This window comes from Nonomuraea sp. NPDC049419, assembly GCF_040676995.1.
Taxonomy (GTDB): domain Bacteria; phylum Actinomycetota; class Actinomycetes; order Streptosporangiales; family Streptosporangiaceae; genus Nonomuraea; species Nonomuraea salmonea.
The window spans coordinates 844,315-869,591 of sequence record NZ_JBFAQB010000002.1 but is presented as its reverse complement, the minus strand read 5'-3'; the positions used below and the strand labels follow the sequence as shown (position 1 = coordinate 869,591).

General features: G+C 72.7%; 23 protein-coding genes. 7 read left to right on the top strand and 16 right to left on the bottom strand.

Features of this window, described 5'->3' with window-relative positions; genetic code table 11:
- Positions 1–31 precede the first annotated feature (31 nt).
- On the bottom strand, positions 32–925 hold the full coding sequence (locus tag AB0K12_RS09285; RefSeq protein ID WP_364557277.1) for a sugar kinase: 894 nt from the start codon (positions 923–925) through the stop codon (positions 32–34).
- A gap of 181 nt (positions 926–1,106) precedes the next feature.
- Here AB0K12_RS09285 and AB0K12_RS09280 point away from each other — a divergent pair, with 181 nt between their 5' ends.
- From AB0K12_RS09280 to AB0K12_RS09265, 4 genes are all read left to right on the top strand, one after another.
- Positions 1,107–3,752 carry a GNAT family N-acetyltransferase gene (locus tag AB0K12_RS09280; RefSeq protein WP_364557274.1) on the top strand — a complete coding sequence of 882 codons (2,646 nt, stop codon included), beginning with the start codon at positions 1,107–1,109 and terminating at the stop codon, positions 3,750–3,752.
- Positions 3,753–3,897: 145 nt separating this feature from the next.
- Positions 3,898–4,488 carry a DUF5998 family protein gene (locus AB0K12_RS09275; RefSeq protein ID WP_345387681.1) on the top strand — a complete coding sequence of 197 codons (591 nt, stop codon included), beginning with the start codon at positions 3,898–3,900 and terminating at the stop codon, positions 4,486–4,488.
- 119 nt (positions 4,489–4,607) lie between these two features.
- Positions 4,608–5,723 carry a nucleotide pyrophosphatase/phosphodiesterase family protein gene (locus AB0K12_RS09270; RefSeq protein ID WP_364557271.1) on the top strand — a complete coding sequence of 372 codons (1,116 nt, stop codon included), beginning with the start codon at positions 4,608–4,610 and terminating at the stop codon, positions 5,721–5,723.
- Positions 5,720–6,544: a sulfurtransferase gene (locus AB0K12_RS09265; protein WP_364557268.1), complete on the top strand. Its 825-nt coding sequence runs from the start codon at positions 5,720–5,722 to the stop codon at positions 6,542–6,544. The genes AB0K12_RS09270 and AB0K12_RS09265 overlap by 4 nt, the downstream gene beginning before the upstream one ends.
- Positions 6,545–6,570: 26 nt before the next feature.
- Here the strand turns inward: AB0K12_RS09265 and AB0K12_RS09260 are convergent, their stop codons facing one another.
- From AB0K12_RS09260 to AB0K12_RS09245, 4 genes are all read right to left on the bottom strand, one after another.
- Positions 6,571–9,081, bottom strand: a complete 2,511-nt coding sequence (locus AB0K12_RS09260) for a CHAT domain-containing tetratricopeptide repeat protein (protein ID WP_364557265.1) — start codon at positions 9,079–9,081, stop codon at positions 6,571–6,573.
- Between the two features lie 67 nt (positions 9,082–9,148).
- Complete coding sequence (locus tag AB0K12_RS09255; RefSeq protein ID WP_364557262.1) at positions 9,149–9,598, bottom strand: hypothetical protein; 450 nt, start codon at positions 9,596–9,598, stop codon at positions 9,149–9,151.
- Positions 9,595–10,131 (bottom strand): sigma-70 family RNA polymerase sigma factor, encoded by a 537-nt coding sequence (locus AB0K12_RS09250; protein ID WP_364557259.1) that lies wholly within the window; start codon positions 10,129–10,131, stop codon positions 9,595–9,597. Before AB0K12_RS09250 ends, AB0K12_RS09255 begins: the two co-directional genes overlap by 4 nt.
- 72 nt (positions 10,132–10,203) lie before the next feature.
- Positions 10,204–11,229 carry a S8/S53 family peptidase gene (locus AB0K12_RS09245; protein ID WP_364557256.1) on the bottom strand — a complete coding sequence of 342 codons (1,026 nt, stop codon included), beginning with the start codon at positions 11,227–11,229 and terminating at the stop codon, positions 10,204–10,206.
- Between the two features lie 174 nt (positions 11,230–11,403).
- On the opposite strand from AB0K12_RS09245, the gene AB0K12_RS09240 reads away from it, so the two are divergent.
- Positions 11,404–11,898: a DUF3145 domain-containing protein gene (locus AB0K12_RS09240; protein WP_355413168.1), complete on the top strand. Its 495-nt coding sequence runs from the start codon at positions 11,404–11,406 to the stop codon at positions 11,896–11,898.
- Positions 11,899–12,089: 191 nt separating this feature from the next.
- Here the strand turns inward: AB0K12_RS09240 and AB0K12_RS09235 are convergent, their stop codons facing one another.
- The 9 genes from AB0K12_RS09235 to AB0K12_RS09195 form a co-directional block, all read right to left on the bottom strand.
- Complete coding sequence (locus AB0K12_RS09235; protein WP_355413170.1) at positions 12,090–13,514, bottom strand: carboxyl transferase domain-containing protein; 1,425 nt, start codon at positions 13,512–13,514, stop codon at positions 12,090–12,092.
- Positions 13,515–14,747, bottom strand: coding sequence for a beta-ketoacyl-ACP synthase II (gene fabF, locus AB0K12_RS09230; protein WP_364557252.1), 1,233 nt, complete (start codon positions 14,745–14,747; stop codon positions 13,515–13,517).
- A gap of 56 nt (positions 14,748–14,803) precedes the next feature.
- The gene (locus tag AB0K12_RS09225; protein ID WP_043614464.1) at positions 14,804–15,043 is read right to left on the bottom strand and encodes an acyl carrier protein; all 240 of its coding nucleotides are present in this window, start codon (positions 15,041–15,043) and stop codon (positions 14,804–14,806) included.
- A 75-nt stretch (positions 15,044–15,118) separates the two neighbouring features.
- Positions 15,119–16,075 carry a beta-ketoacyl-ACP synthase III gene (locus tag AB0K12_RS09220; protein WP_364557249.1) on the bottom strand — a complete coding sequence of 319 codons (957 nt, stop codon included), beginning with the start codon at positions 16,073–16,075 and terminating at the stop codon, positions 15,119–15,121.
- Positions 16,072–16,968 carry an ACP S-malonyltransferase gene (locus AB0K12_RS09215; protein WP_364557246.1) on the bottom strand — a complete coding sequence of 299 codons (897 nt, stop codon included), beginning with the start codon at positions 16,966–16,968 and terminating at the stop codon, positions 16,072–16,074. Before AB0K12_RS09215 ends, AB0K12_RS09220 begins: the two co-directional genes overlap by 4 nt.
- A gap of 103 nt (positions 16,969–17,071) precedes the next feature.
- Entirely contained in the window at positions 17,072–18,196 is a 1,125-nt protein-coding gene (locus tag AB0K12_RS09210; RefSeq protein WP_364557767.1) for a helix-turn-helix domain-containing protein, read from the bottom strand.
- Between the two features lie 115 nt (positions 18,197–18,311).
- Positions 18,312–18,743: a DUF350 domain-containing protein gene (locus tag AB0K12_RS09205; protein ID WP_364557243.1), complete on the bottom strand. Its 432-nt coding sequence runs from the start codon at positions 18,741–18,743 to the stop codon at positions 18,312–18,314.
- Positions 18,744–18,775: 32 nt separating this feature from the next.
- Positions 18,776–19,921, bottom strand: a complete 1,146-nt coding sequence (locus tag AB0K12_RS09200) for a glutathionylspermidine synthase family protein (protein WP_364557240.1) — start codon at positions 19,919–19,921, stop codon at positions 18,776–18,778.
- 3 nt (positions 19,922–19,924) lie between these two features.
- Entirely contained in the window at positions 19,925–20,470 is a 546-nt protein-coding gene (locus AB0K12_RS09195; RefSeq protein ID WP_364557237.1) for a hypothetical protein, read from the bottom strand.
- 129 nt (positions 20,471–20,599) lie between these two features.
- On the opposite strand from AB0K12_RS09195, the gene AB0K12_RS09190 reads away from it, so the two are divergent.
- Together AB0K12_RS09190 and AB0K12_RS09185 are read left to right on the top strand one after the other, a co-directional pair.
- Positions 20,600–21,622, top strand: a complete 1,023-nt coding sequence (locus AB0K12_RS09190; RefSeq protein WP_364557234.1) for a PHP domain-containing protein — start codon at positions 20,600–20,602, stop codon at positions 21,620–21,622.
- Positions 21,623–21,843: 221 nt separating this feature from the next.
- Positions 21,844–22,566, top strand: a complete 723-nt coding sequence (locus AB0K12_RS09185; RefSeq protein ID WP_364557230.1) for a YafY family protein — start codon at positions 21,844–21,846, stop codon at positions 22,564–22,566.
- A gap of 370 nt (positions 22,567–22,936) precedes the next feature.
- Here the strand turns inward: AB0K12_RS09185 and AB0K12_RS09180 are convergent, their stop codons facing one another.
- Together AB0K12_RS09180 and AB0K12_RS09175 are read right to left on the bottom strand one after the other, a co-directional pair.
- Complete coding sequence (locus tag AB0K12_RS09180; protein WP_364557227.1) at positions 22,937–23,674, bottom strand: maleylpyruvate isomerase family mycothiol-dependent enzyme; 738 nt, start codon at positions 23,672–23,674, stop codon at positions 22,937–22,939.
- A gap of 10 nt (positions 23,675–23,684) precedes the next feature.
- Positions 23,685–25,205 (bottom strand): alpha/beta hydrolase, encoded by a 1,521-nt coding sequence (locus tag AB0K12_RS09175; protein ID WP_364557224.1) that lies wholly within the window; start codon positions 25,203–25,205, stop codon positions 23,685–23,687.
- Between the last annotated feature and the right edge of the window lie 72 nt (positions 25,206–25,277).

Below are 25,277 nucleotides of genomic sequence, written 5' to 3'. Positions count from 1 at the left end.
TGACCGGCTGAGTGACCGGCTGGAGGAAGGTCTAGAACGGCGGGCGGGCGCCGAGGTGCATGATCGCCTTCGACGCCAGCCGGCAGCCGGAGGCCAGCGCCTCGGCCGGGGGCTTGCCCTCCAGCCACGGCGGCAGGAACCCGGCACAGAACGCGTCACCGGCCCCCGTGCCATCGACGATCTTGTCGACCGGCTCGGCGGCCACCCGCACGGGGTCGGGGCGCCCGTTGCTGAACCACAGCGCGCCCTCGGCGCCCATCTTGATCACGACCTGCGGGAACCACGCCGTGAGCACCTTGGCCGCGGCCTCGGGGTCGTCGCGGCCGGTCAGCACCTTGGCCTGGTCGATGTTGGCGAACAGCAGCTTCGCGCCGTTGGTCCACTCGAGGAACGGCTCGGCGCCCGTACGCTCAAGGGGCGCAGACGACGCGCAGTCGACGGAGATCGACATGCCGGTGTGCCTGGCCATGTCGAGCGCCGCGAGCCCGGCGTCGCGCGAGCCCTCGTTGATCAGCGTGTAACCCGACAGATGCAGGTGGGAGCCCTGGACGAAGAGGTCGCGCGGGAGGTCCTCCGGTGACAACGCGGCGTTGGCGCCGGGGTCGGAGAGCATCGTGCGCTCGCCCTTGTGCGTGACCAGCACCACGCACGTGCCGGTGGGCCGCTCGGGGTCCATGACGAGCCGGGCGTCGACGCCGTAGCCCATCAGCTCCATGTCGCGGTTACGCCCCGTGATGTCGGCGCCCCTGCGGCCGATGAAGGCCACCTCGCCGCCCTCGACGGCCAGCCAGGACGAGATGTTCGCACCCGAGCCGCCGCCGTGCATCGTCACGATCGCCGGGGTGTCGCTCGCCCTGGCGAGCGCATAACGGGCGCGCGCCACCGCGTCGGTCATGAGATCGCCCACCACGACGACCCGCGTCATGATGTCACCACCTTGCTGCCTTCAGATCGAGCCTGGCCACGGCAAAACGCCACGGCAAAACTAACAGCTTCCGAGCTGCTCGTGGGGCGTACCCCGACACCGGGCAGGAGTCGATGCACAAGCGTTGCCCAACAGGGCCCCAGCGTCTTGGCATGTGGGATGCGGGTTTACGCTCATTTGTGTGGAGGCACAATATCCGGCCCATTGGGAGGCCGATGTCGTCCTTGCCGACGGCGGCACCGCGCACGTGCGCCCCATCAGGCCCGCCGACGCCGACCGTCTCCGTTCGTTCTACTCCCGTCTGTCCGACGAGTCGATCTATTTTCGGTTCTTCGGGCCGCGTCCCCGGCTGTCCGACCGCGAGGTCGAACGCTTCACCAACGTCGACTACGACAACCGCGTCGCGCTGATCGCCACCATCGGCACCGAGATGGTGGCCGTCATCCGCTACGACCGCACCGGCCCTGGCGAGGCCGAGGTCGCCTTCCTCGTCGAGGACGCCCACCAGGGCAGGGGCGTGGCCTCCGTGCTCCTCGAACACCTGGCGGCCACCGCGCGCGAGCGCGGCATCGAGCGTTTCATCGCCGACGTGCTGCCCGCCAACATGCGCATGACCGGGCTGCTGCGCCAGGCCGGCTACACCGCGCAGAGCCAGTTCGAGGACGGCGTCGTCCGCATGACGCTCGACCTCACGCCCACCGACACCTCCGCCGAGGTCACCGCCGCCCGCGAGCACCGCGCCGAGTCCCGCTCGATCGCCCGGCTGCTCACCCCCGGATCCGTCGCGGTGATCGGCGCATCGCGCGAGCCGGGCGGCGTCGGCCAGACCGTGCTGCGCAACCTGCTGGCCGCCGACTTCACCGGCCCCGTCTACCCCGTCCACCGCGAGGTGCGCGCGGTGGCGGGCGTGCGCGCCTACCCGAGCGTCACGGCCATCGACGGCGAGGTCGACCTCGCCGTGGTCGCCGTGCCCGCCGAGGGCGTCATCGACGTGGTCAAGGAGTGCGCGGAGAAGGGCGTGCACGGCCTGGTCGTGGTGTCGTCGGGGTTCGGCGAGACCGGCGCCGAGGGCCGGGCCAGGCAGGACGAGCTGGCCCGCATCGCCCGCTCCTACGGCCTGCGCGTCGTCGGCCCCAACTGCCTCGGCATCGCCAACACCGACCCCGCCGTCAAGCTCAACGCCACCCTCGCCGCCACCGTGCCGGGCCGCGGCAACGTGGGCTTCTTCAGCCAGTCGGGCGCGCTCGGCACCGCGCTGCTCCAGCGCGTCGCCCAGCGCGGCATGGGCATCTCGACGTTCGTCTCCGCCGGCAACCGCGCCGACGTCTCGGGCAACGACCTGCTGCAGTATTGGGAGGAGGACGACTCCACCGAGGTCATCCTGCTCTACCTCGAGTCGCTCGGTAACCCGCGCAAGTTCACCCGGCTGGCCAGGCGCATCTCCCGCCGCAAGCCCGTCGTGGTGGTCAAGAGCGGCGGCACCCCGTCCGGCCACTCGGCCGCCGAGCTGGGGCTGCCCGACTCGGCGATCAGCTCGCTGTTCGAGCAGGCGGGGCTGATCAGGGTCGACGACCTCATCCAGCTCTTCGACGTGGGGCAGCTGCTGGCCTACCAGCCGCTGCCCGGCGGGCCGCGCACCGCGCTCGTCACCAACTCCGACGCGCTCGGCCTGCTCGCCGCCGACGCCTGCCTGGCCGCCGGGCTCGAACCCCGCAAGCCGGTCAACCTCGGCCCCGCCGCCGGGCCAGCCGAGTACGGCGCCGCGCTCGCGGGCGAACTGGCCTCCCCCGAGGTGGACGCCGCCGTCGTCATCTACATGCCGCCGATCCCGGGCGAGACCGACGAGGTGGCCGCCGAGCTGCTGCGCGCCTCCCAGGACTCCGGCAAGCCGGTGCTGGCCACGTTCATGGGGCATCTCGGCATGCATCCCGCGCTGCGCGTCCCCGGCGACGGGCCCGCGCGGGGGTCCATCCCGTCGTACGCCGCCCCCGAGGAGGCCGTACGCGCCCTCGCCCACGTCGTCCGCTACGCCCGCTGGCGCGCCCAGCCGGTGCAGCCGCCGCCCGAGCTGAGCGGCATCGACACCCACCGGGCCCAGACGCTGGCCCGCGAGACGCTGGCGGGCACCGCGCCCGACATCCCGCCCGGCGGGTTCGCGCAGCAGGGGCCGCCCGTCGAGGTCGACGCGGCCGAGCTGCTGTCCTGCTACGGGCTGACCGTCTGGCCCGCCGAGATCGTCCGCTCGCCGGACGAGGCCGTGGCCGCCGCCGAGCGGCTGGGCTGGCCGGTGGTGGTCAAGGTGGCCGATCCCGCGGCCTCGCGGCGGGCCGGCACCGTACGCCTCGGGCTGACCGGCCCCGACATGGTCCGCCACGCCTACGCCGAGCTGCTGGGCGAGCACGCGGACCTGGCCGTGCAGCGGATGGCGCCGCAGCCCGCGGTGCCGACCGTCGTGGGGGTGGTCGAGGATCCGGCGTTCGGGCCCGTGGTGTCGTTCGGGCTGGGCGAGGTGACCGCGCGGCTCCTGCTCGACCAGAGCTTCCGCCTCGCGCCGCTCACCCCTGAGGACGCCTCCGACCTGATCAGATCCGTACGCGCCGCGCCCCTGCTCTTCGGCCAGTACGGCTACCCGCCGGTCGCGGTCGACGCCCTGGAGGACCTGCTCGTACGCGTCGGCCGCCTGGCTCACGATCTGCCCGAGGTGGCCAGGCTCGACCTCGACCAGGTGCTCGTGGGGGAGTCGGCGGTGATGATCCTCGGGGCCCGTGCCACCCTGCGCACCCCGGCGGGCCCGCGGCTCGACGGGGGCCCGCGACGGCTGTCCTGACCGGCCCGCCCGGCTGGTCGGGGGCCCTCGCTCAGCCCTGAGCGAAGGGAGGGGATCGAGTGCCCCCTGATGACCCGGCATAAGACGTTATAGAGCGTTATATCCGGCGGGTGAGTGTACTGCCCGTCCCTGGCAGGATGGACCCATGAGGGAAACCCGAGTCTCAGCCGCGGGCCTGCGCGAAGCGATCGAGCGCAGCGGCTACTACCCCGACCTCGTCACCGATGCGGTCGAATCCGCGCTGGGCAAGGAGGCCGTGACCGCGTTCGTGGTCCACCACGAGGCGACGTTCGATCCCGCGATGGAGGTGCGCCGCCACGTCACCGTGCTGGTGCTGACGGGCACGCGGCTGCTGGTCTGCCACACCGACGAGCACCCCGCGGTGGAGGGGGTCTCGGCGTCCCATGCCTCCACCACCACCGAGGCGGTGCGGCTGAGCCGCGTCCAGTCGGTCGCCGTCACCCGCGTCGTGCCTGACCCCGCCTCCTACGTCCCCGGCATCCCTCCCACGGAGGTGACGCTCACCATCGGCTGGGGCGCCATCTCCCACGTCGACCTCGAGCCGGCCACGTGCGGCGACGAAAACTGCGAGGCCGACCACGGCTACACCGGCGCCATCACCGCCGACGACCTGTCGCTGCGGGTCAGCGAGGCCGCCGACGGCCCCGAGGCGGTCACCCACGTCCTCGCCTTCGCCAAGGCCCTCTCCGAAGCCACCGCCCGCGCCACCACCTGACCCCTTCACCAGGCACGCCCGCCTGAGCCGGCCCATGTCACGCGGTCCGCGCGCCCGCCCCTGCCGATGCGTTCGCCGGCGCCGGGTCGGTGATCGGGGGCGGGGCTAGACTGAGGGGCATGCTGGTGCCCGGATATGGTGGCGCGTCCCTGGCCGACCTTCCGGGTTCGCTGCTGGCCGCGCTCGGCATGCGCGAGCCCAACCCGCTGGCCCTCGACCCGGCCGACCGCGTCTGCCTGTTCCTGGTCGACGGCCTCGGCGCCGAGCTGCTCGACGCCCACCCCGAGAGGGCCCCGTTCCTGGCGGCACACCGCACCTCCAAGCGGCTCACCGCCGGCTTCCCCGCCACCACCGTCACCAGCCTGACCTCACTCGGCACCGGCCTGACCCCGGGCGAGCACGGCATGGTCGGCCTGCTGCTCGCCGTGCCGGGCACCGGCGCCATGCTCAACTGCCTGCGCTGGACCTTCCCCGGCGGCGAGCCGATCGACCCCGAGACCTGGCAGCCGGCGGCCACCGTCTACGAACGCGCCGCCGCCGCGGGCGTCGAGCCCGTCTACGTCGCTCCTGCAGAGTTCGAGGGCACCGGCCTGACCAGGGCCGTCTACCGCGGCGTCCGCTACGTCCCGGCCGCCACCGTGGACGACCGGGTGGCCCGCGTCCACGAGGCGCTGCGGGCCCGCCGCCGGTCCCACGTCACCGTCTACTACGGCGACCTCGACGCCGCGGGCCACCTGCAGGGCTGGGGCGGCGAGGAGTGGCTGCGCCAGCTGGAGATCGTCGACGACATGGCCCGCCGCCTGGCCGAGGGCCTGCCGCCCGGCTCCGCCCTCTACGTCACGGCCGACCACGGCATGATCAACGCCACCGAGAAGATCGACGCGGAGAGCGTCCCCGAGCTGACCGAAGGGGTGGCGATGCTGGGCGGCGAGGCCAGGGCGCGCCACGTCTACGCGCAGCCGGGGGCCGCCGCGCAGGTGCTCGACGCCTGGCGGGAGACGCTGGGCGAGCGGGCCTGGGTGGTGTCGCGGCAGGAGGCCGTCGAGTCGGGCTGGTTCGGCCCCCGCGTACGCGAGCCGTGGCTGGCCCGCATCGGCGACGTCGTGGCCGTCCCCCGCACCGACCTCGCCATCACCGCTCCCAGCAGACATCCCGTCGAGGCGGCGTTCACCGGTTACCACGGCTCGCTGACGTCGGCGGAGCAGCACGTCCCGCTCCTGGAGGTACGCCCGTGACCAGCCCGCTCATCACCCCGGCCGCGCTCGCGGAGCTCCTCAGGCAGGCCGAGGTCACCGTGCTCGACGTGCGCTGGCGGCTCGGCGGGCCGCCCGGGCTCGAGTCCTACCGCGAGGGCCACATCGAGGGCGCCGTCTACTGCGACCTCGACACCGACCTCGCCGCACCGCCCGGCGCCGGCGGGCGCCACCCGCTGCCCGACGCGGCGGCGTTCCAGAGCGCGATGCGCCGGCTAGGCGTCTCCGCAGGCCGCCCGGTGGTCGTGTACGACGACACCGCCGCCACGGTCGCCGCCCGCGCCTGGTGGACGCTGCGCTACTTCGGCCACCAGGACGTACGCGTCCTCGACGGCGGCCTGCCCGCCTGGCTCGCGGCCGGCTTCCCCGTCACCAAGGAGGCGCCGGCCCCGGCCGAGGGCGACTTCACGGCGAGGCCCGGCGGCATGCCGGTGCTGTCGGCCGACGAGGCGGGCGAGCTGGCCGGGCGCGGCGTGCTGCTGGACGCCCGCGCGGGCGAGCGTTACCGCGGCGAGGTGGAGCCGGTCGACCCGGTGGCCGGCCACGTCCCCGGCGCGGTGAGCGCCCCCACCACCGGCAACGTCGCCCCCGACGGCCGCTTCCTCGCCCCCGATGACCTGCGCTCCCGTTTCGCCGCGCTGGGCGTGGGCGACGGCGTCGAGACGGGCGCATACTGCGGCTCGGGCGTGACGGCCGCACACGAGGTGCTGGCCCTGGAGGTGGCGGGCCTGCCCGCCGCCCTCTACGTCGGCTCCTGGTCCGACTGGGTCACCGACCCCGCCCGCCCGATCGCCACCGGCTGACCACCGAGCGTCCCGGCTGTGCGGGCTCAGTAGACGGGCAGGTCGCCGGCGCCGAAGCAGGTGAAGCCCAGCTCGCCCGTCTTGGCCGCCGCGCAGGCCAGCGCCGCGTCGGGCGCCTGTCCGGCGGTGAGCAGCTCGTGGAAGGCGCTCATCAGGGCCCGCGCCGACTCGTCGCCTATCGGCAGCATGCCGGCGATCACGCACGACGTGCCCTTGGACAGGAACGTCCCGGACAGCCCGAGCGGCGCCCCTTCCATGGGCGTGCGCGACATCCCCGAGTTGCACGCCGACAGCACCACCAGCCCCGCCGTACGCGGCAGGTCCAGCAGGTCGTACGCCATCAGCGCCCCGTCCTCCAGCGTGATGCCGGACACCAGCGGGCTGCGCGAGTGGAACACCCCGTGCGCCGCCAGGTGCACGACGTCGGCCGTGGCCAGCGCCTCCATCACGGGCCCCACCCGCCCGGGGGCCGAGCGCCCGCCGGGATGGCAGCGTACGACGTGCTCCACCTCGGCGTGCGCGTGCGAAAGCGCGGGCCCGGCCGCGGCGACCAGGGTGGGCGGGACGCCGGCACGACGGGCGGACGCGCGGGCCCGCAGCCAGGCCGCCGCCCCGGCGGCCACGCTCACCGGCCGCTCGCGCAGGCCGGGCAGCGCACCCCAGGGCAGCGTGTGCAGACTGGCCACCGGCACCGCCACCAGCGGCCGGTCACCGATCGCCGGAGCCAGGGGCCGCAGGACCAGCTCTTCGAGCGCGACGGCGGCCGCCTCGGCGTCGTGCCGCTGCGCGGGCCGGCGCAGCGCGTACCGCAGTCGCAGGATCGCCTCGCTGACCTGCCGCAGGTCGCCGATGCGCCGCAGCAGCAGGCGCTCAGCGGTGATGAGGACGGCGAGCAGCGTGTCGCGGTCGGCCACGTATTCGACCAGCGCGCCCCGCCCCAGCTCGGCCCGCACCCGGTCGGGGTCCGCGAGCGCGCACGCGTGGGCGGGCGCGGCGACGGCCCGCCACCGCTCGGCCCACTCGAACACGGCCCGGGCGCTCCCGTCGCGTACGGCCAGCTCAAGCCCGAACGCCGCCAGCCGCTCACCCGCCCGCGCCGCGTGGGCCCGCAGCGACGGGTCCTCCAGCCCCTCGACGCACCCGCTGACCTCGGCCAGCCCGTCGCGTACGGCGGCGAAGGCCCCCGCGACGTCCTTCTGCAGCGCCGACCTGAGGGCGAGCGCGTGCTGGCGCACCGGCACCGGGATCGGCGACGTACGGGCGAGCTGCCTGGCCTGCGGCTCGGAGGCGAGGCGGGTGAGCCGGGTGCCCGCGGGCGGCCGCCGCTCCTGAGGCCCGGCGTTGCGGGTGAGCCGGGCGAGCTGCGCCATGGCCGTGCCGCGGTCGTCCACGGCGAGCGCCGCCTCGGCCGCGACCAGCCGCAGCGCCGCCGCACCCGCGTCGTGCTCGTCGCACTCCTCCAGCTCGCGGGCGCACTCGACCAGCTCGCCCACCAGCTCGCACGTGACGGGCCCGAGCGCCAGCCGCGAGCGCAGCACGACTTCTCTGGCCAGCGGCAGCCACGACATGCGCTGCTGCTCCGACAGCTCGGCCGCCGCCTGCTCGGCCACCTGCCAGGCCCTGGTGGGGTCGCCGGTGAGCAGCTCGACCTGGGCCAGCTTCAGCCGCGCCTCGGCCAGCGCGACCCTCGCCCCCGACGCCTCCAGGTCGGGCACCGCCAGGCTCAGCATCGCCCTGGCCTCGCCCGGCTGGTGGGCGGCCAGCAGCGCGCCGGCGAAGTCGGCCCGCATCGTGGCCAGCCGCTCGGGATAGCCGAACAGGGTGTCCTCGGCCTCGTGGTAGTGCTTGAACGCGGCGGCGAGGTCGCCCCTGCGTACGGAGAGAAACGGCAGGTTGGCGGCCGACAGCCGCTCCAGGTGCCGCAGCCCGGCGTGCTTGGCGATCTCCAGGCAGGCCGTGAGGTCGCGCAGGGCGGCGTCCCAGTCGCCCCGGCAGGAGTGGATGAGCCCCCGGTTGAGCAGCCCGCCGGCCAGGAACCTGCGGTCGTCGAGCGTGCCGGGCGCCTTCACCAGCGCCCGCAGCGCGCGGTCGCAGGAGGCGATGGCCTCCTGGTGCCGGCCGAGCCGCGCCAGCGCCACCGCGCGCTGCGTGTCGAGCTTGGCCTGGTCGAGCGGCGACAGGTAGGCCCAGGCGAGGGCCGCCACGCGCAGCGCCTGCAGCGGGTGGCCGCGCTCGGTGCGCACGGTGACCAGCGACAGCCTGGCCTGCGCGACGCGCTCCGGCGGGATGTCGGTCATGGCGATCGCCGCCCGCAGGTGGTGTTCGGCGCCTTCGAGGTCGCCCAGCTCGCGCGCGGCCAGCGCCATCGAGCGCAGCGCGACGGCCTCGGCCTCGCGGCACCCGTCGCGCCGCGCGGCCTCCCGGACGGTACGGGAGGCCCGCAGCGCGTGCTCGGGGTCGATCAGGGAACGCGTCATGGCGGCCTCGGCCGCCCTGACGAGCGGATGGAGGTCGTGGGGGTCCGATGATGCGCTCATGGCCGGGCCTCGGAGGAGAAGACGGCCGGGAGAAATGCGCGGCTCTCCCGGCCGGGTCATTGGCGGGTCAGGGGCGGATGCGCACCCACGTGGTCTGTACGGGTGCGTGGCCCGGCCGGTGGCACACCACGCTCAGCCAGCCGGGCGGCAGCCCCGTGGCGACGAAGTGGCCGGTGGGGGCGATGCGCCTGGTCAGCGTCAGGTGCGGGGACCGCACGTCGACGAGGGCGCCCTCGCCAGGGTAGGGGGAGATGTGGCCGGCGACGTCGATGAGCCCGTCGCCCTCCGTCACCTCCAGGTCGAACGTGAGGCCGGCGGCGACGAACCTGACCAGATGCGAGCTGTCGTCGTCGCGCACGCTGCGGATCGTGGCGGACTCGGCGTGGGCGGCGGCGGTCACCGCCATCGGCACCCGAAGCCGGTAGGCGTCACGTGCGGCGGCGGACACGTGACCCGGGATCGGGTCGTTCCCGGCACCCAGCCGGAGGGCCGCCAGGAAGTATTCGTCGTTGATCATTGCGCTGTCTCCTGTAGTGAGAGCAGGGTGCGCAGTTTCTCCAGGCAGCGTGCCTTCGTCGGGCCGACGCTGCCGGCGGGCAGCCCGAGCCGCGATGCCACCTGCTGGTTGCCGGCCTCGTTCGCGACGAGTTCGAGGATCGAGCGGCAGGGTTCGTCGAGCGTGGAGACCGTCTGCCAGAGCCGGCGCCGCCCGTCGGCCTCCAGGACGGCGGCGGCCGGGTCGGGCTCGCCGACCGGCTCGGTGGCGGAGACGAGGGGCGGGTCCTTGCGCTGCATGAGCAGGGCCTCGCGACGCACCGTCGTCACGAGCCAGCCGCCCACGCTCGCCGGGTCTCTGATGTCGGTGAGGTGTTGCAGCAGGCGGAGCCAGGCGCCCTGGACCGCGTCGGCCGCGTCGACGGTGCTCAGGCCGCAGGCCCTGGCCACCGCCCACATGCGCGGCCCGAACCTCGCTTCGAGCTCCTCCCATGCCGCCCGGTCGCCCTTGGCAGCGGCCGTGAGCAGCTCCGCTGGATCACGCAGATCACGCATACGGCCTCCTTCCGCCCGGCCAGGGGAGGCGATCATGCCTCCCCGTGATGGTCCGGGGACTGAGCGTAAACTCTACAGACTCGCCGGGAAGAGGACCCCCAGATCCTGAATTTGCGGCGTCTCCTCGGAGTCGAGCAGCCGGTCGATCCACTGCCTGGCGGGCTCGTCCCTGGCCGCGTCGGCGATGGCGCCGCTCACCAGCGCGGTGGCGAACGACGTGCCGCTCCACGCCGCGTACCCGCCGAACTCGCCCACGTCGAGATAGCTGCTGGTGAGCCAGTCGCCTCGGGCGCAGGCGTCGACCCAGGTGCCGTAGCCCGAATAGGGGGCGCGGCACTGCTGGGAGGCGTCCACGGCCGCCACGCCGACCACGAAGGGCAGCGCCGCGGGCCAGAACGGCCGGTCTGATGCGGTGTTGCCGGCGCACGCCACGGTCACCGTCCCCGTGGACGTGGCGCCCAGCGCGCTGATGGCGTCGGACAGCAGGGGCGGCGGCCGGTCGTCGAAGGTGTGGCCGCCGAAGGAGAGGTTCAGCACGTGCGGGGGACGTTCGCGCATGCGGTGCAGGGCGCGGACGACGGTCGCCTCGTCGGTCACGCCGTCGGCGTCGAGCACCCGCTCCACGCGCAGCGACACGCCCGGGGCGCGGCGGGTCAGCAGACCCGCGATGAACGTGCCGTGCCCCGCCTGCTCGCCCTCCATGGCGTCGGCCTCCTGGGGGCCGAGGCGGGCGTACCATTCGCTGCCCGACCACCAGGGGTGCTTGGACACGCCGGTGTCGAGCAGGCCCACGACCACGTCGGAGCGGGATCTGTGGGTCCTGCCGCCGATCGGCGGCGTGGGAAAGGGCCGTGAGGCCGGGCCGCCGAAGAACAGCGGCTGGCCGCGGAAGACGTGGTTGGGAGAGGCCCGCAGGCCCTGCTCGCGCAACTCGGCGGTCAGCTCGCACGGATCGGCGCCGCCGGCCAGATGGAGCACGCAGACGCCGTCCGCCTCCGAGACCGCCTGCGTCCAGCGCCGCGCGGCCGACAGCGCCGTCCGATCGGTCAGCACCTGGCGCGGGCGGACGAACGCCTCCCCGACTGATTGGATTTCCATGAGCGGGTATGTTTCCTGCGGAGACGACCTGTCACCCGCCACTTGCGCACCAACTTGGTATGGCCCCCCTCTGGTGCCGGATAGCGACCGACGGTAGTCTCTCCCTAGTCACTTGTGATCATCCCGGGACGAGGCCGTTGGGGAAGGCGCACCTCGTACCGAACGGGAGGTCCGGTGTCTGCTCGTGGCGTCCTTTACGTCCACTCGGCTCAGCCCGCGCTGTGCCCTCACATCGAATGGGCAGTCGCGGGTGTCCTCGGCGTGCCCGTAGACCTGACGTGGACTCCGCAACCCGCCGCGCCCAACGTCGTGCGGGCCCAGGCGGAGTGGGAGGGTCGGCCGGGCATCGCGGCGGCCATCGCCTCCTCCCTCATGGGCTGGCAGCGCCTCAGGTTCGAGATCACCGAGGACGCCTCACCCGGCGTCGACGGCTCCCGCCATGCCTACACGCCGACGCTCGGACCCTTCACGGCCGTGATCGGCGTCAACGGCGACATCATGATCCCTGAGGACCGGCTGCGCTCGGCGATGATGATGGCCGCGCAGGGCCGGTGCGTGCTTGAGGACGAGCTGGACAAGATGCTGGGCCGGCCGTGGGACGAGGAGCTGGAGCCGTTCCGGTACGCCGGCGACGGCGCCCCGGTCAGGTGGCTGCACGCGGCCGTCTGACCCCGGAAGCGAGCACCCGGCCGCGAGCACCGGGTCGCGAGGGAGGCGCCCCGAGCACCCGACCGGCCACGTGAGCCCGTAAACGCCTGACCTGCCGGTGACGAGCGCCCGAGACCCGTGAAGGGCGCCCGAAGACATGGCAGAGGCCCCGCACCGATTCCGGTGCGGGGCCTCTGCCATGTGGTCGCGTGTTAAAGCGGGATGTTGCCGTGGGCGCCCCTGGCCGGCGTGGCCTGGGACAGCACCTTGGCGATCGCGCCGCGCGTCTCGTCCGGCTTGATCACCTCGTCGACGACGCCCAGCTCCTGAGCCCTGACCAGCCCCCCGGACTCCTGCTTGTGCTCCTCGGCCAGGCGCAGCTCCAGCTCGGCCCGCTCCTCCTCGGGGACGGCGGCCAGCTGGCGGCGCTTGAGCACGCGCACCGCTGCCACCTCGCCCATGACCCCGATCTCGGTGGTCGGCCAGGCGAAGACCTTGGTGGCGCCGAGCGCGCGGGAGTTCATCGCGATGTACGCCCCGCCGTACGCCTTCCTGGTGATCAGCGTGACCCGCGGCACCGACGCCTCGGCGAAGGCGTGCAGCAGCTTGGCCCCGCGCCGGACCACGCCGTCGTGCTCCTGCCCGACGCCCGGGAGGTAACCGGGTACGTCCACCAGGACAACCAGCGGCACCCCGAAGGCGTCACACATACGGACGAACCGGGCGGCCTTCTCGGCGGACGTGGCGTCGAGGCAGCCGCCCAAGCGCATCGGGTTGTTGGCGATGACACCGACCGTGCGGCCGCCCATGCGGCCGAGCGAGGTGACGATGTTGGGCGCCCACTTGGGGTGCAGCTCCAGGCCCGGCTCGTCGAGCAGCCCGTTGACCAGCGGCTTGACGTCGTAGGCGCGGCGGGCGGAGTCGGGCAGCAGGGACGAGAAGTCGACCTCGCCGATCTCGCCGGTGCGCATGCGGCCCTGGTGGCCGAGCAGCGTGGCGAGCTGGCGCGCCTTGACGAGGGCGTCGGTCTCGGACTTGGTGACGATGTGGGCCACGCCGCTGCGCTTGCTGTGCGGGTCGGGCCCGCCGAGCGCGGCGGCGTCGACGTCTTCGCCGGTGACGCTGCGCACGACGTCGGGACCGGTGACGAAGATGCGGCCGGTGTCGGCGAGGATGACCAGGTCGGTGAGCGCGGGCCCGTAGGCGGCGCCGCCGGCGGCGGGGCCGACCACCACGGAGATCTGCGGCACGATGCCGGACGCCTTGGTCATGGCGGCGAAGACCCGGCCGACCGCGTGCAGCGACTCGGCGCCCTCGGCGAGCCGCGCGCCGCCGGAGTGCCAGATGCCGATGACCGGCACCCGCTCACGGACGGCGACGTCGTAGGCGTGGACGATGTGCTCGCATCCCTCGCCGCCCATGGCGCCGCCCTGGACGCGGGCGTCGCTGCAGAACGCGACGACGGGGACGCCTTCGACGCGGCCCATCGCGGCCAGCGCGCCGCTCTTGTCCTCGGGCGTGATCAGCCGCAGCGAGCCCTCGTCGAGCAGCGCGGTCAGGCGGACGACGGGATCGCGGGGATCAGCGGGCTCCTGATCGGAGCCCTCGCTCACCACCCGGTTGTCGAGCACGGTCATTTAAGCCCCCTTAAACACGACGGTCACGTTGTGGCCGCCGAACCCGAACGAGTTGTTGACCGCGGCGATGTCGCCGTCAGGCAGCGCGCGGTTCGCGTCGTGGACGAGGTCGACCTCGATGCCGTCGTCGAGGTCGTCGATGTTGATCGTGCGCGGGACGGTCCGCTCCTGCAGAGCCTTGATGGTGAAGACGGACTCGATGCCGCCGGCTCCGCCGAGCAGGTGCCCGGTCATGGACTTGGTGGAGGTGACGAGCGGGTGGGTGCCGATGGCCTTGGCCACGGCCTGCACCTCGCCGATGTCGCCCGCGGGGGTCGAGGTGGCGTGGGCGTTGACGTGCTTGACGTCGAGGCCCGTGATGTCGGCGTCGTTGAGCGCCATCGTCATCGCCATGATCTGGCCGCGGCCCTCGGGCTCAGGCTGGGTGATGTGGTGCGCGTCGGCGGAGTAGCCGACGCCCGCGCAGTACGCGTAGATGCGCGCGCCGCGCGCCTTGGCGTATTCCTCCGACTCCAGCACGACGACGCCCGCGCCCTCACCCAGCACGAAGCCGTCGCGGTCGCGGTCCCACGGGCGGGAGGCGCCCTCGGGGTCGTCGTTGCGGGTGGACATGGCCCGCGCGGCGGCGAAGGCGGCCATGTTGAGGCCGTGGATCGCGGCCTCGGTGCCGCCGGCCACGACCACGTCGGCGCGGCCCGCCCTGATCATGTCCATCGCGTAGCCGATGGCCTCGGCGCCGGACGCGCAGGCCGACACCGTGGCGTGCACGCCCGCCATGGCGCCCAGGTCGAGCCCGATCCAGGCGGCCGGGCCGTTGGGCATGAGCATGGGCACGGTGAACGGCGACAGCCGGTTCCAGCCGCGCTCGCGATAGGTGTCGTACGCCGACAGCGTGGTGTTGATGCCGCCGATGCCGCTGGAGACCACGACGCCGAGCCGCTCGGGCGCCACCTCGGGGGCGCCGGCGTCCTGCCAGGCCTCCCGGGCGGCGACCAGCGCGAACTGCTCGCTGCGGTCGAGGCGGCGGGCCTCGGGCCGCGGCAGCACCTCGGCGGGATCGACCGCCGCCGTCCCCGCGAACTTCACGGGGACGGTGTCGATCCAGTCCGTGGTCAGGGTCTTGACGCCCGACTGACCGGCGAGGAGCGCCGACCAGGTCGAGGTGACGTCTCCACCGACGGGCGTCGTCGCGCCAAGCCCGGTGACGACGACACGTACCCGGTTCGCACTCACGTTTCGCGCTCCTTGCTGGAATCAGTCATGGATGGATCGGATCGGTGATCGATCGCTCAGTTCTGGATGAAGGTGAGGACGTCCTTGACCGTCTTCAGGTTCTTGAGCTGGTCGTCGGGGATCTCGACGCCGAACTCGTCCTGGGCGGCCACGGCGATCTCGACCATGGACAGGGAGTCGATGTCGAGGTCGTCCACGAAGCTCTTCTCGGGGGTCACCTCGGACGCCGGGATGCCGGTGATCTCGTTGATGATCTTGCCGAGGCCCTCGAGGATGTCCTGCTCGGTGGCAGCCATGTCGCTAGTTCTCCTTTGGTTTTCTGGGTTCTGTGCGGGCGATGCCGCACAAGTACGGAAGGGTGGGCGAGCTCCCTACGGGATCTCGATCACCTGTCCTGCGTACGTCAGGCCCGCGCCGAAGCCGAGCACCAGCGCCAGGCCACCCGACTGCACCTCGCCACGCTCCAGCATGCGCGAGAGCGCGAGCGGGATGGAGGCGGCCGAGGTGTTGCCGGCGAGGACGATGTCGCGGGCGATGACGGCGTTGTCGGCGCCCAGCTTACGGGCGATCGACTCGACTATGCGCAGGTTGGCCTGGTGAGGCACGAACGCGGCGAGCTCAGACGGCTCGACGCCGGCGCGCCTGCAGGCCTCGATGGCCACCGGGTGCAGGGCGGTGGTCGCCCACCGGAAGACCGTCTGGCCCTCCTGGTGGAGGCTGTCGTTGCGGTCTTTGATGATGATGGCGTCGGACTTGTCGCCGGCGCTGCCCCACACGACGGGGCCGATGCCGGGAGTGTCGGACGGGCCGACGACCGCCGCGCCGGCGCCGTCGGCGAAGATCACGGCCGTGGACCGGTCGGTCCAGTCGACCCACTGCGACAGCTTCTCGGAGCCGATGACCAGGACGTTCTTGGCCGAGCCCGCACGGACGGCGGCGCTGGCGGTGCCGAGCGCGTAGCAGAACCCGGCGCAGGCGGCGTTGACGTCGAACGCGCCGGGGGCGTTGATGCCCAGGCGGTGGGCCACGACCGCGGAGGCGTTGGGGATCTGGGTCTCCAGCGTGCAGCTGGCCACGATGACGAGGTCGATGTCGTCGGGCGACATGCCGCAGGCCGCCATGGCCTTGCCGCCGGCGATGGTCGCCATGTCCTCGACGGACTCGCCGGCCGGGGCGACCCTGCGCTCCTTGATGCCGACCCGCGACTGGATCCACTCGTCGTTGGTCTCCATGGTCTTGGCGAGGTCGTCGTTGGTGACGACGTTGGCGGGCTGGTAGTGGCCGAGCGCCAGCACCTTCGCGCCGGGAACGATGTCGGGAATCTTCACTGGATCAGCTCCCTGGCCGCGTCGAGGTCGTCGGGGGTCTTGAGCGCCGCGGTGCGCACGCCCCGCAGGCCGCGCTTGGCCAGCCCGGTCAGCGTGCCGCCGGGCAGCAGCTCGATCATGTCGGTCACGCCGAGCGCGGCCATGGTCTCCATGCAGGAGTCCCACCTGACGGGGTTGCTCACCTGCTTGATCAGCCGCTGCAGGAACTCGGCCCCGGACGCGACCGCCTGGCCGTCGGCGTTGGACAGCAGCGTGACCGACGGGTCGGCGGGCTCGACGGCCGCGGCCGCCGCGCGCAGGCTCTCGACCGCGGAGGCCATGTGGTCGGTGTGGAAGGCGCCCGCGACCTTGAGCGGGATGAGCCTGGCGCGGGCGGGAGCGTCGTCCTTGAACGCGGCGAGCTGCCCGAGCGTGCCGCCCGCGACGATCTGGCCGGCGCCGTTGATGTTGGCCGGGGTCAGGCCGTGCTTCTCGATGGCGGCGAGCACGTCCTCCTCGACGCCGCCGAGCACCGCGGTCATGCCGGTCTCGGTGGTGGCGGCCGCCCTGGCCATGGCCTGGGCGCGCTCGCGGACGAGGCCGAGCGCCTGCTCGGGGGTGAGCACCCCGGCGAGCGCGGCGGCGGCGAACTCGCCGACGCTGTGGCCGGCCAGCACGTCGGGGGCCGCCCCGAGCGCCTCGGCGGCGGCCAGCGCGGCGGCCACGAGCAGCGGCTGCGCCACGGCGGTGTCGCGGATCTCGTCGGCGCCGGCGGTGGTGCCGTAGGCGATCAGGTCGAGCTCGACGGCGTCGGACCAGGCGCCGAGTCTGTCGGCCAGGCCGGGCAGCTCGAGCCAGGGAGTCAGGAAGCCCGGTGATTGGGCACCTTGGCCCGGGGCGACGAGTACAAGCACAAAAACCACTTTGCCCTGTAGAACTTCGACACGCGGATGGAGATCCGTACGAACTTTGTCCGGGGTGATTTGTAGGTTCCCCACAGTGGGGATTTCGGCGGCGTTACGTTAGCGCTCGCCACGTTTCGGCGCTCTCCGAGAGCCTGCCGAGGATGAGACCCACCTGGAGGGTGAAGGCGGACCTGCCCTCCGTCGGCTGGTAGCCGGTCAGCTCGGTGATCTTCTTCAGGCGGTAGCGCACGGTGTTGGGGTGCACGAACAGCAGCCGCGCCGTCGCCTCCAGGGAGGTGCCCTGCTCCAGGTACGTCGCCAGCGTGTCGAGCAGCGGCGTGCCCGCGAGCGGCAGGTAGACGTTCTCGATGAGCTGCTCCCTGGCGTCGGCGTCGCCGTCGAGCGCCCGTTCGGCCAGCAGGTCCTCGGCGTGCACCGGGCGGGGCGCGTCGGGCCAGCCGCAGGACGCCTTGAGCCCGGCCAGCGCCGCCCGCGCGGACCTGGCGGCGGCGTGCAGGTCGGGCACCTCGGGCCCGATGACGATGGGACCGACGCCGAACCTGGCCACGACCTGCTTGGCCGCGTGGTTGGCGTCGCTCGCGCCGCCCACGATCACGATCAGCCGGTCGGCCTGGACCCCGGCCAGCAGGTCCATGCCGATGCGGCGGCCCTTCTCGCGCAGCCCGTCGATGACCGCGCGCGGGTCGTCGTCGGGCGCGTTGCCGGCGATGACGACCACGGGGGAGGAGGTCCAGCCGAGCGCGGCGGCCCAGGAGTGCAGGCCGTCGTCCACCTCGCCGCGCACCAGCGCGTCGACGATCAGCGCCTCGAGCCTGGCGTCCCACGAGCCCCTTGCCTCGGCCTCGCGGGCGTAGACCTGGGCGGCGGCGAACGCGACGTCGCGGGTGTAGCGCAGCATGGCCTGCTGGAGCTGGTCCTCGCCGCCGGGGGCGGCAAGCTCGTGGGTCTGCGCCTCGACCACCTCGACCACGACCCTGACGACGTCGACGGTCTGCTGGAGTGAGATGGAGCGCTTGAGCTCGCGCGGCGCGGTGCCGAAGAACTCGATGCTGGGCGTGAGCCGGCCCTCGCCGGCGTGCTGGAACCACTCGACGAACGCGGCGATGCCGGCCTGGGCCACCAGTCCCACCCACGAGCGGTCCTCCGCGCTGAGCGCGCGGAACCACGGCAGCTGCTCGTCCATGCGGGCCATCGCCGCGGTGCCGAGCGCGCCCATGGCGCGCTCAAGGCGGCGGGTGGTGTCCTCCCGGGTCCGGTCTGTCACGCCTCCTAGAGTGCCAGGTCCCTCCGGATGTCCGGAACGGCGGTTAGGAGCGCGGCACGTTCGCGGCTCAGATGACCGCGACCGCGGTGATCAGGCCGATCGCCACATGCGTGACCGCGAGCAGGCGGGCGCCGGGCTGCAGCTCCTGCTCCTTGACGAGGTCGCGGACGGAGATGCCGGCCACCTTGTCGAAGAGCAGCATGGCGAGCGTCTGGACCACGATGCCGACCAGGCCGAACACCGCCGTGCCCGCGAGCCCCTCCCCCAGGCGGCCGCCTGCCGACCAGATGGAGGCGGCCACGATGAGGCCGATCGCGGCCAGGGCGGAGGTGGCGAGCAGGGTGGCGTTGGGGTTGCGCTCGGAGCGGATGACCTCGCTCAGCTTGCCGGGCGTGGCCCAGTCGATCACGTAGAAGCCGATGATCAGCAGGATCACGCCGACGGCGGCGTACGCGGCGATGGCGCCCGAGCCGCGGGCGAGGGTCTCAAGGAGGGTCACGGAAGATCCATTCGAAACGGGTCGGTAAGGGGTCAGGTCTGGATGCGGTGCGGGACGAAGGAGGAGGTGTCGTCGGTGATGTAGCCGGTCGTCTCCCTGATGCCCAGACCGGCCGCCTCGTCGGCGACCATCCAGGCGCCGAGCACCGGCCGCTGGCCCTCGAAGACGGGCAGCGCCTCGAAGCCCTGGTGGACGTAGCCCTCGCGGCCGTACTGGCCGGGCGTCTCCTGGACGCCCTCGGGGGTGACGATGCGCATCGATGCGCCCTCCCTGCCGAGCAGCGGCTTGCTGATGAACGAGGTCAGGTCGCGGGGCCCGTCGAGGTAGGCGGGCAGCAGGTTGGGATGGCCGGGATTGAGCTCCCAGAGCACGGCGAGCAGCGCCTTGTTCGACAGCAGCACCTTCCACAGCGGCTCGATCCAGGTGGAGTGGCGTACGGCGTGGCGTCCGAACTCGTCGGACAGCATCCACTCCCACGGGTACAGCTTGAACACCGAGCGCATCACGCGGCCCTCGGTGTCCACGAACGTGCGGTTGAGCGCGTCCCAGCCGATGTCCTCCATGGCGACGGCCACGGTCGCGAGGCCCGCCTGCTCGGCGGTCTCCTGGAGGTAGGCCACGGTCATGGCCTCTTCGCCGGTCTCGTCGGCGCTGGTGAAGGCGAAGTGGGCAGGGCCGGACGGCAGGCGCAGCTCCCGCCAGCGGTCGATGAGCCGCTCGTGCACCGAGTTCCACTGGTCGTCGCCGGGGAAGACGTCCTGCAGCCAGAACCACTGCACGACCGACGACTCCACCAGCGACGTGGGGGTGTCGGCGTTGTACTCCAGCAGCTTGGCCGGGCCCGTGCCGTCGTAGCGCAGGTCGAAGCGGGCGTACAGGTGGCCGTCGCGGCGCTCCCATGAGCGGGCGACGTCCTCCCACGCCCATGCGGGGATCGCGAAGTCGGCGAAGCGGCCGGTCTCCACCACGTGCCCGGCGGCGTGCAGGCACATCTCGTGCAGCTCTTCCACCTGGCGTTCGAGCTCTTCGACCTCGTCCATGGAGAAGACGTAATGGACGGACTCGTCCCAGTAGGGGCGGCTCAGCCCGGCCGGGTGGGCGGCGCGGTGGTAGGCCAGGCCCTGGCCTTCGATGATCTTCTCCCAGCCGTCCCTGGGAGCGGCGTGCTCGCGGCGCATGGCTCAGCTCCCGCCGCTCCAGCCGCGGCCGAAGCCGCCGCGCTGGATCGACTTGCCGCTCCTGCTGCTGATGTTGACGTCGGACGGCTTGAGCGTGGTGCCGCCGCGTACGCGGGTGCCGACGCGGTGGCCGCCGTAGTACCAAATGTAGGCGCCGTGGGAGCCGCCGTAGTGGTGGCCTCCGGTGGCGGAGGAGCGGCTGTCGTCGTCGCAGTAGGAGTCGTCCACGACCTGGTAGGAGCCGTCGGAGGAAGTGCTCGTGGCCGTGGGGCTGTTGGTCGGGGTCGGGGAGGCGGTCGGGGTGGCGCTGTCAGTGGCGGTCGGTGTGGCGGTCGGGGTCGGGGTCGGGGTGGGGGTCGGTGTGGTGGGGAAGTCGCCGCTGCCGGTCGGGCTGCCCAGCAGGACGCAGTCGGCCGTGACCTCCTCGTCGTCGTCGACCGCCGCGCAATAACCCACGACCATCACCGAGAGGACACCGAGGACCGCCAGCGGAACGATCTTGGACGATTTGCGCGGCGGTTGCTTCGGTGCCTGCGACGGGTGTGGCATGAAACTCCTGCTTTCCTGGGCCGATCAGACTAGCGGCGGCCCTCGGCCCTGATCAATGGTCCCTGGCCGATCTGCCCTGATCAGGGTTGGTGCTCCCGGTCGCCGCTTCCCTGGGGTAGGACTGGACGCATGGATCCGGTCGAGGCCCTGCGCGAGATCGCCTTTCTGCTCGAGCGCGCGGATGAGCCCCCGTACCGCGTGCGTGCCTTTCGCCGCGCCGCCGCGGTGATCGATGAGCTGTCCCCCGTGGAACTCGCCCGTCTGGCCCGTGACGGCGGGCTCGGTGATCTGCCCGGCATCGGGAAGGTCACCGCCCTTGTGGTTAACGAAAGCCTTATGGGTGAGGTTCCAACTTATTTGCGGCGAATGCGGGCAACTGCCGGGATGGAGCTCGACGCGGAGACCGCGGAGCTGCGCGCGGCGCTCAAGGGCGACCTGCACAGCCACTCCGACTGGTCGGACGGCGGCTCGCCGATCGAGGAAATGGCGCGGGCGGCGATCGCGCTCGGGCACGACTACCTGGCTCTGACCGACCACTCGCCGCGGCTGACCGTGGCCAAAGGGCTGTCGGCCGAGCGGCTGGAGCGCCAGATCGACGAGGTGGCCGCGCTGAACGAGCGGCTGGCGCCGTTCAGGATCCTGACCGGCATCGAGGTGGACGTGAACCTCGACGGCTCGCTCGACCAGGAGCCCGAGCTGCTCGACCGGCTGGACGTGGTGGTCGCCAGCGTGCACTCCAAGCTGCGCATGGGCGCGGAGGACATGACCCGCCGCATGGTCACCGCCATCGCCGACCCCCGCGTGGACGTGCTCGGTCACTGCACGGGCCGCGTCGTGCGGGCGGGCGGCAAGCGGGGGGTGAAGCGTCCCGAGTCGGAGTTCGAGGCGGAGCTGGTCTTCGAGGCGTGCCGGCGGTTCTCGGTGGCGGTCGAGATCAACTCCAGGCCCGACCGGCTCGACCCGCCCAAGCGGCTGATGCGGCTGGCGTACGAGATGGGCTGCCTGTTCGCGATCGACTCCGACGCGCACGCGCCGGGGCAGCTCGACTGGCAGCGCAACGGCTGTGAGCGGGCCGCGAGGTGCGGGATCGAGGCTGACAGGATCGTCAACACCTGGCCGCTCGACCGGCTGCTCGGCTGGACGCGCGGCTGACTGCGGTGCTGACGGTTCGGCTGACGGGAAGAACCGCGGATCGTCACGCGGCGGAAAGGCGAGCAGGGCTCACATGTCGCCTGGAAGGTCGTTCCGCTTCTCTCCAGGGTCCCCGCGGTGGTGACGCGGGCGTCAGACCCCTGTGGCGGCGCGGTTAGGTGGGTGTCGCGGGGCTGCCGCGCGGCCCGCGATTGTCGGTGGCGGCGCGTAGCGTTCCGCTTGTGAACCGTACCGACCGGCTCTACGCGCTCGTCGAAGACCTGCGCGCCATCGCGCCACGCTGCCGCTCCGCCCGCGAGCTGGCCGCGCGGTTCGAGGTGAGCGTACGCACGATCGAGCGTGACATCACCGCGTTGCAGGAGTCGGGCGTGCCGATCTACGCCGAGCCGGGTCGCAAGGGCGGCTACGCGATCGACAGGAAGGCATCCCTGCCCCCGCTCAACTTCACGCCGACCGAGGCGGTGGCCATCGCGGTGGCGCTCAGCCGGGCCGGCGACCAGCCGTTCGGCCGCCAGGCGCGCAGCGCGTTACGCAAGGTGGTGGCCGCCATGCCGGGCGCCGAGGGCGAGCTGGCCAGAGAGCTGGCCAGGCGCGTGCAGCTCGCGCGCCCGCAGGACGAGCCGGAGGTCCGGCCGATGGGCGGCGAGGGCATCTCCAGGGCCATCGAGGAGGCGCTGCTGCGCCGCCGGGTGCTCAGGCTCGACTACGCCGATGCCAAGGGGGCGCTGACCTCGCGCGACGTCGAGCCTGGTGTGTTCCTGGGCGGGCGTGGCGGGTTCTGGTATCTCGTGGCGTGGTGCCGGCTGCGCGACGACGTACGCGTCTTCCGCCTCGACCGCATCGCGGCCGCCACCGTCACCGGCGAGCGCTGCCCCGACCGGCCCCTTGAGGGCTTCGCCACCGACGTGCCCGAGATGGTCGTGCACGGCACGGTGCTCGACTGACTGATCCGAGAGTTTTTTCGAAAACACCGACAGGGGGTTGTCGCCATAGGGATACATCCTTGTGGTGTTCGAACAACGAGGAGCGCATGATCTTCCATCCCAGGTGATCATCCGCTCGCCGGCCGGAGAGAGCGCCTTCCCCGCGAGATCCCGGTCCCGGCGAGCGGGCCGCCCCGCCCGTGCGGGGCGGGTCACCCGTCGCCCTGGACACGCCGCCGATCGCCGAGCGGCGGCGCGTCCAGGGCCCTTGCGCTCGCGGCGATCGGGCGGTGCCCGGAGTCGATCCTCAGAGTCGATCCTCAGAGTCGGTGCTTGGAGGCGGTGCTCAGAGTCGGTGCTTGGAGGCGGTGGTCAGGGAGCAGGGCGGTGGTCAGAGGGAGGCGGCCGACAGCCAGCGGTCGAGGAGGTCCTGGTCGCCGTGCACGGTCACCGCGGCGGGTGAGCGGCGGCCGTAGAGCACGAGCAGCAGGTCGGCAACCGGGCCGCGCACGGCCACGTCGCCCTTGGCGTGCCCGCGCTCCCAGGTGATCGTCCCGGCGGGGCCCTGCGTGATGGTCCACTCGCCGTCGGCGTCGCTCGCGTGGAGGTGGATCGTGGCCCCCTCCAGGCCGAGCTCGGCCAGCGGCTTGGTGACCCACCTGGCGGACGGCAGGTTGTGCAGCAGCTCTTCGATGCCGTCGATCGCGGTCTCCGCCGGGATCTCCGGGTCGATGCCGAGCGCGAGCTCGGCGTCCACCCGGTGGATCAGCAGCTCGAAGAACATCCGGCGCGGCCACCACGACGCCTGCTTCTCCGGCCCCCACGACCACACGGGCGTCGAGGGGTCGGTGGCGCGCAGCGTCTCCAGCAGCTCGCGGGCCCCCGCCGTCAGCCACGCCGCGTCGCCGGGGACGCCCTCCGGCAGGCCGGTCGGCACCTGCAACGACCAGATCCGCTCCTGCACCTGGTTGCCCAGCACGTGCACGCTCCAGCGGTGCAGCCGCCCGACGTGGGTGACCAGGTCGGCGATCGTCCAGCCAGGACAGGTCGGCACCGGCACCGACAGATCGCCCGACAGCGCCGCCAGCCTGGTCGTCTCGGCTTCGATCTTCGCGAGGTAGTCAGTCACCCGATCTACATTAGGCCGCGGGGCAAGTCGTGCCCTTCTGCGGCATCTTGCCGTCGATCAGGTACGCGTCCACGATCCCCTGCACGCACTTGCTGCCCGACAGGTACGCCCCGTGCCCCTCGCCCTCGTACGTCACCAGCGTCGCGGTCTTGAGCTGGGCCGTCAGCTTGGGTGCCCACTCGTACGGCGTGGCCGGGTCGCCCTTGCCGCCCACCACCAGGATCGGCGCGGAGCCGGTGGCGTCCACGTGCCTGGCCTCGTCGCTGCCCTTCGCCGGCCAGACCCGGCACAGCCCGCCCGAGCCCTCGCTGCCGAACAGCGGCGAGATCTTCAGCGCCGCCGCCTCCGTGCGGCGCAGCGTCGCCTCGTCGGGCCGCTCGGCGGTGTCGACGCAGGTGATGGCGGGGAAACTGGTCATCTGCGTGGAGTAGTTGCCGTTCTGGTCGCGCCCGGTGTAGGAGTCGGCGAGGTACATCAGCGCCTCGCCCCGCCCCTTGAGCGCCTCGCCCAGCGCCTGCTCAAGGAACGGCCAGGTCAGCTCCGAGTAGAGCGCGGCGGCCACGCCGGTGGAGGCCAGGCCCTGGGTCAGCGCACGGCCGCCCACCTGCAGCGGCTTGGTGGTCAGCTGGTTCATCAGCCGGGCCACGTTCGCGTTGGCCTCCTCGGGCGTCTTGCCGACCGCGCAGCTGCCCTCCTTCACGCACGCCTTGAGGAAGCTCTCGTACGCCTGCTGGAAGCCGCGCGTCTGGGCCAGCGTGCGCTGCTCGAACGTGACCGTCGGGTCGAGCGGCGCGTCGAGCACCATGCGGCCGACGTTCTTCGGGAACAGGGTGGCGTAGACGCCGCCGAGCTGGGTGCCGTACGACATGCCGACGTAGTTGAGCTTGGGGTCGCCGACGGCCTCGCGGATGCGGTCCATGTCGCGGGCGGCGTTCACGGTGCCGACGTAGGGCAGGATCTTGCCGGAGTGCTCCTGGCAGAGGGCGGCGAACTCCTTGTTGGCCGCCTCGGCCGCCTGGTGCGTCTGCGCGTCGGCCGGCAGCGTGTTGAGCGAGGTGAACCTGTCCATCTCGGCGCCGTCGCCGCAGCGCACGCCGGAGCTGCGCTCGACGCCGCGCGGGTCGAAGCTGATCAGGTCGTAGCGGGCGCGCAGCGCGGTCAGAGCCTTGGCGGCCTGGTCGAGCGTGTCGACGCCGGAGGCCCCTGGCCCGCCGAAGTTGAACACCATCGAGCCGAGCTTCTTCGCCTTGCCGGTGGCGGGCAGCTTGATGAGCGCGAGGTCGATCTTCTCGCCGTCCGGCTTGGCGTAGTCGAGGGGCACCGCGAGCTTGCCGCACCGGACGGAGGCGTCCTGGCGGGCGGGCGGCTCGCCGTCGGGACGCTTGATGTCGGTGCACGGCCCCCAGGCGATCGACCCTGATGCGGCGGGCCCGGGGCTCGTGCCGTCGAGGGCCTCCGAGGCCGGCTGGGCGGGTGCGGTGGAGCAGCCGGCGGCCGCCAGGACCAGGGCGGCGGCTATAACGCGACGCATGACGAAACTTCCCCTCACATCTCTTCAGGGGGAAGTAGTGCCCACAATACGGCAACGTGCACCAATGGTGAG

Coding starts and splice junctions, on each gene's coding strand:
- AB0K12_RS09285 (WP_364557277.1), bottom strand. CDS start 925: ATGACGCGGGTCGTCGTGGTGGGCGATCTCATGACCGACGCGGTGGCG.
- AB0K12_RS09275 (WP_345387681.1), top strand. CDS start 3,898: ATGAGGGAAACCCGAGTCTCAGCCGCGGGCCTGCGCGAAGCGATCGAG.
- AB0K12_RS09200 (WP_364557240.1), bottom strand. CDS start 19,921: ATGCGCCGCGAGCACGCCGCTCCCAGGGACGGCTGGGAGAAGATCATC.
- AB0K12_RS09190 (WP_364557234.1), top strand. CDS start 20,600: ATGGATCCGGTCGAGGCCCTGCGCGAGATCGCCTTTCTGCTCGAGCGC.
- AB0K12_RS09270 (WP_364557271.1), top strand. CDS start 4,608: ATGCTGGTGCCCGGATATGGTGGCGCGTCCCTGGCCGACCTTCCGGGT.
- AB0K12_RS09245 (WP_364557256.1), bottom strand. CDS start 11,229: ATGGAAATCCAATCAGTCGGGGAGGCGTTCGTCCGCCCGCGCCAGGTG.
- AB0K12_RS09260 (WP_364557265.1), bottom strand. CDS start 9,081: ATGAGCGCATCATCGGACCCCCACGACCTCCATCCGCTCGTCAGGGCG.
- AB0K12_RS09195 (WP_364557237.1), bottom strand. CDS start 20,470: ATGCCACACCCGTCGCAGGCACCGAAGCAACCGCCGCGCAAATCGTCC.
- AB0K12_RS09175 (WP_364557224.1), bottom strand. CDS start 25,205: ATGCGTCGCGTTATAGCCGCCGCCCTGGTCCTGGCGGCCGCCGGCTGC.
- AB0K12_RS09235 (WP_355413170.1), bottom strand. CDS start 13,514: ATGACCGTGCTCGACAACCGGGTGGTGAGCGAGGGCTCCGATCAGGAG.
- AB0K12_RS09255 (WP_364557262.1), bottom strand. CDS start 9,598: ATGATCAACGACGAATACTTCCTGGCGGCCCTCCGGCTGGGTGCCGGG.
- AB0K12_RS09250 (WP_364557259.1), bottom strand. CDS start 10,131: ATGCGTGATCTGCGTGATCCAGCGGAGCTGCTCACGGCCGCTGCCAAG.
- AB0K12_RS09225 (WP_043614464.1), bottom strand. CDS start 15,043: ATGGCTGCCACCGAGCAGGACATCCTCGAGGGCCTCGGCAAGATCATC.
- AB0K12_RS09210 (WP_364557767.1), bottom strand. CDS start 18,196: ATGGGCGCGCTCGGCACCGCGGCGATGGCCCGCATGGACGAGCAGCTG.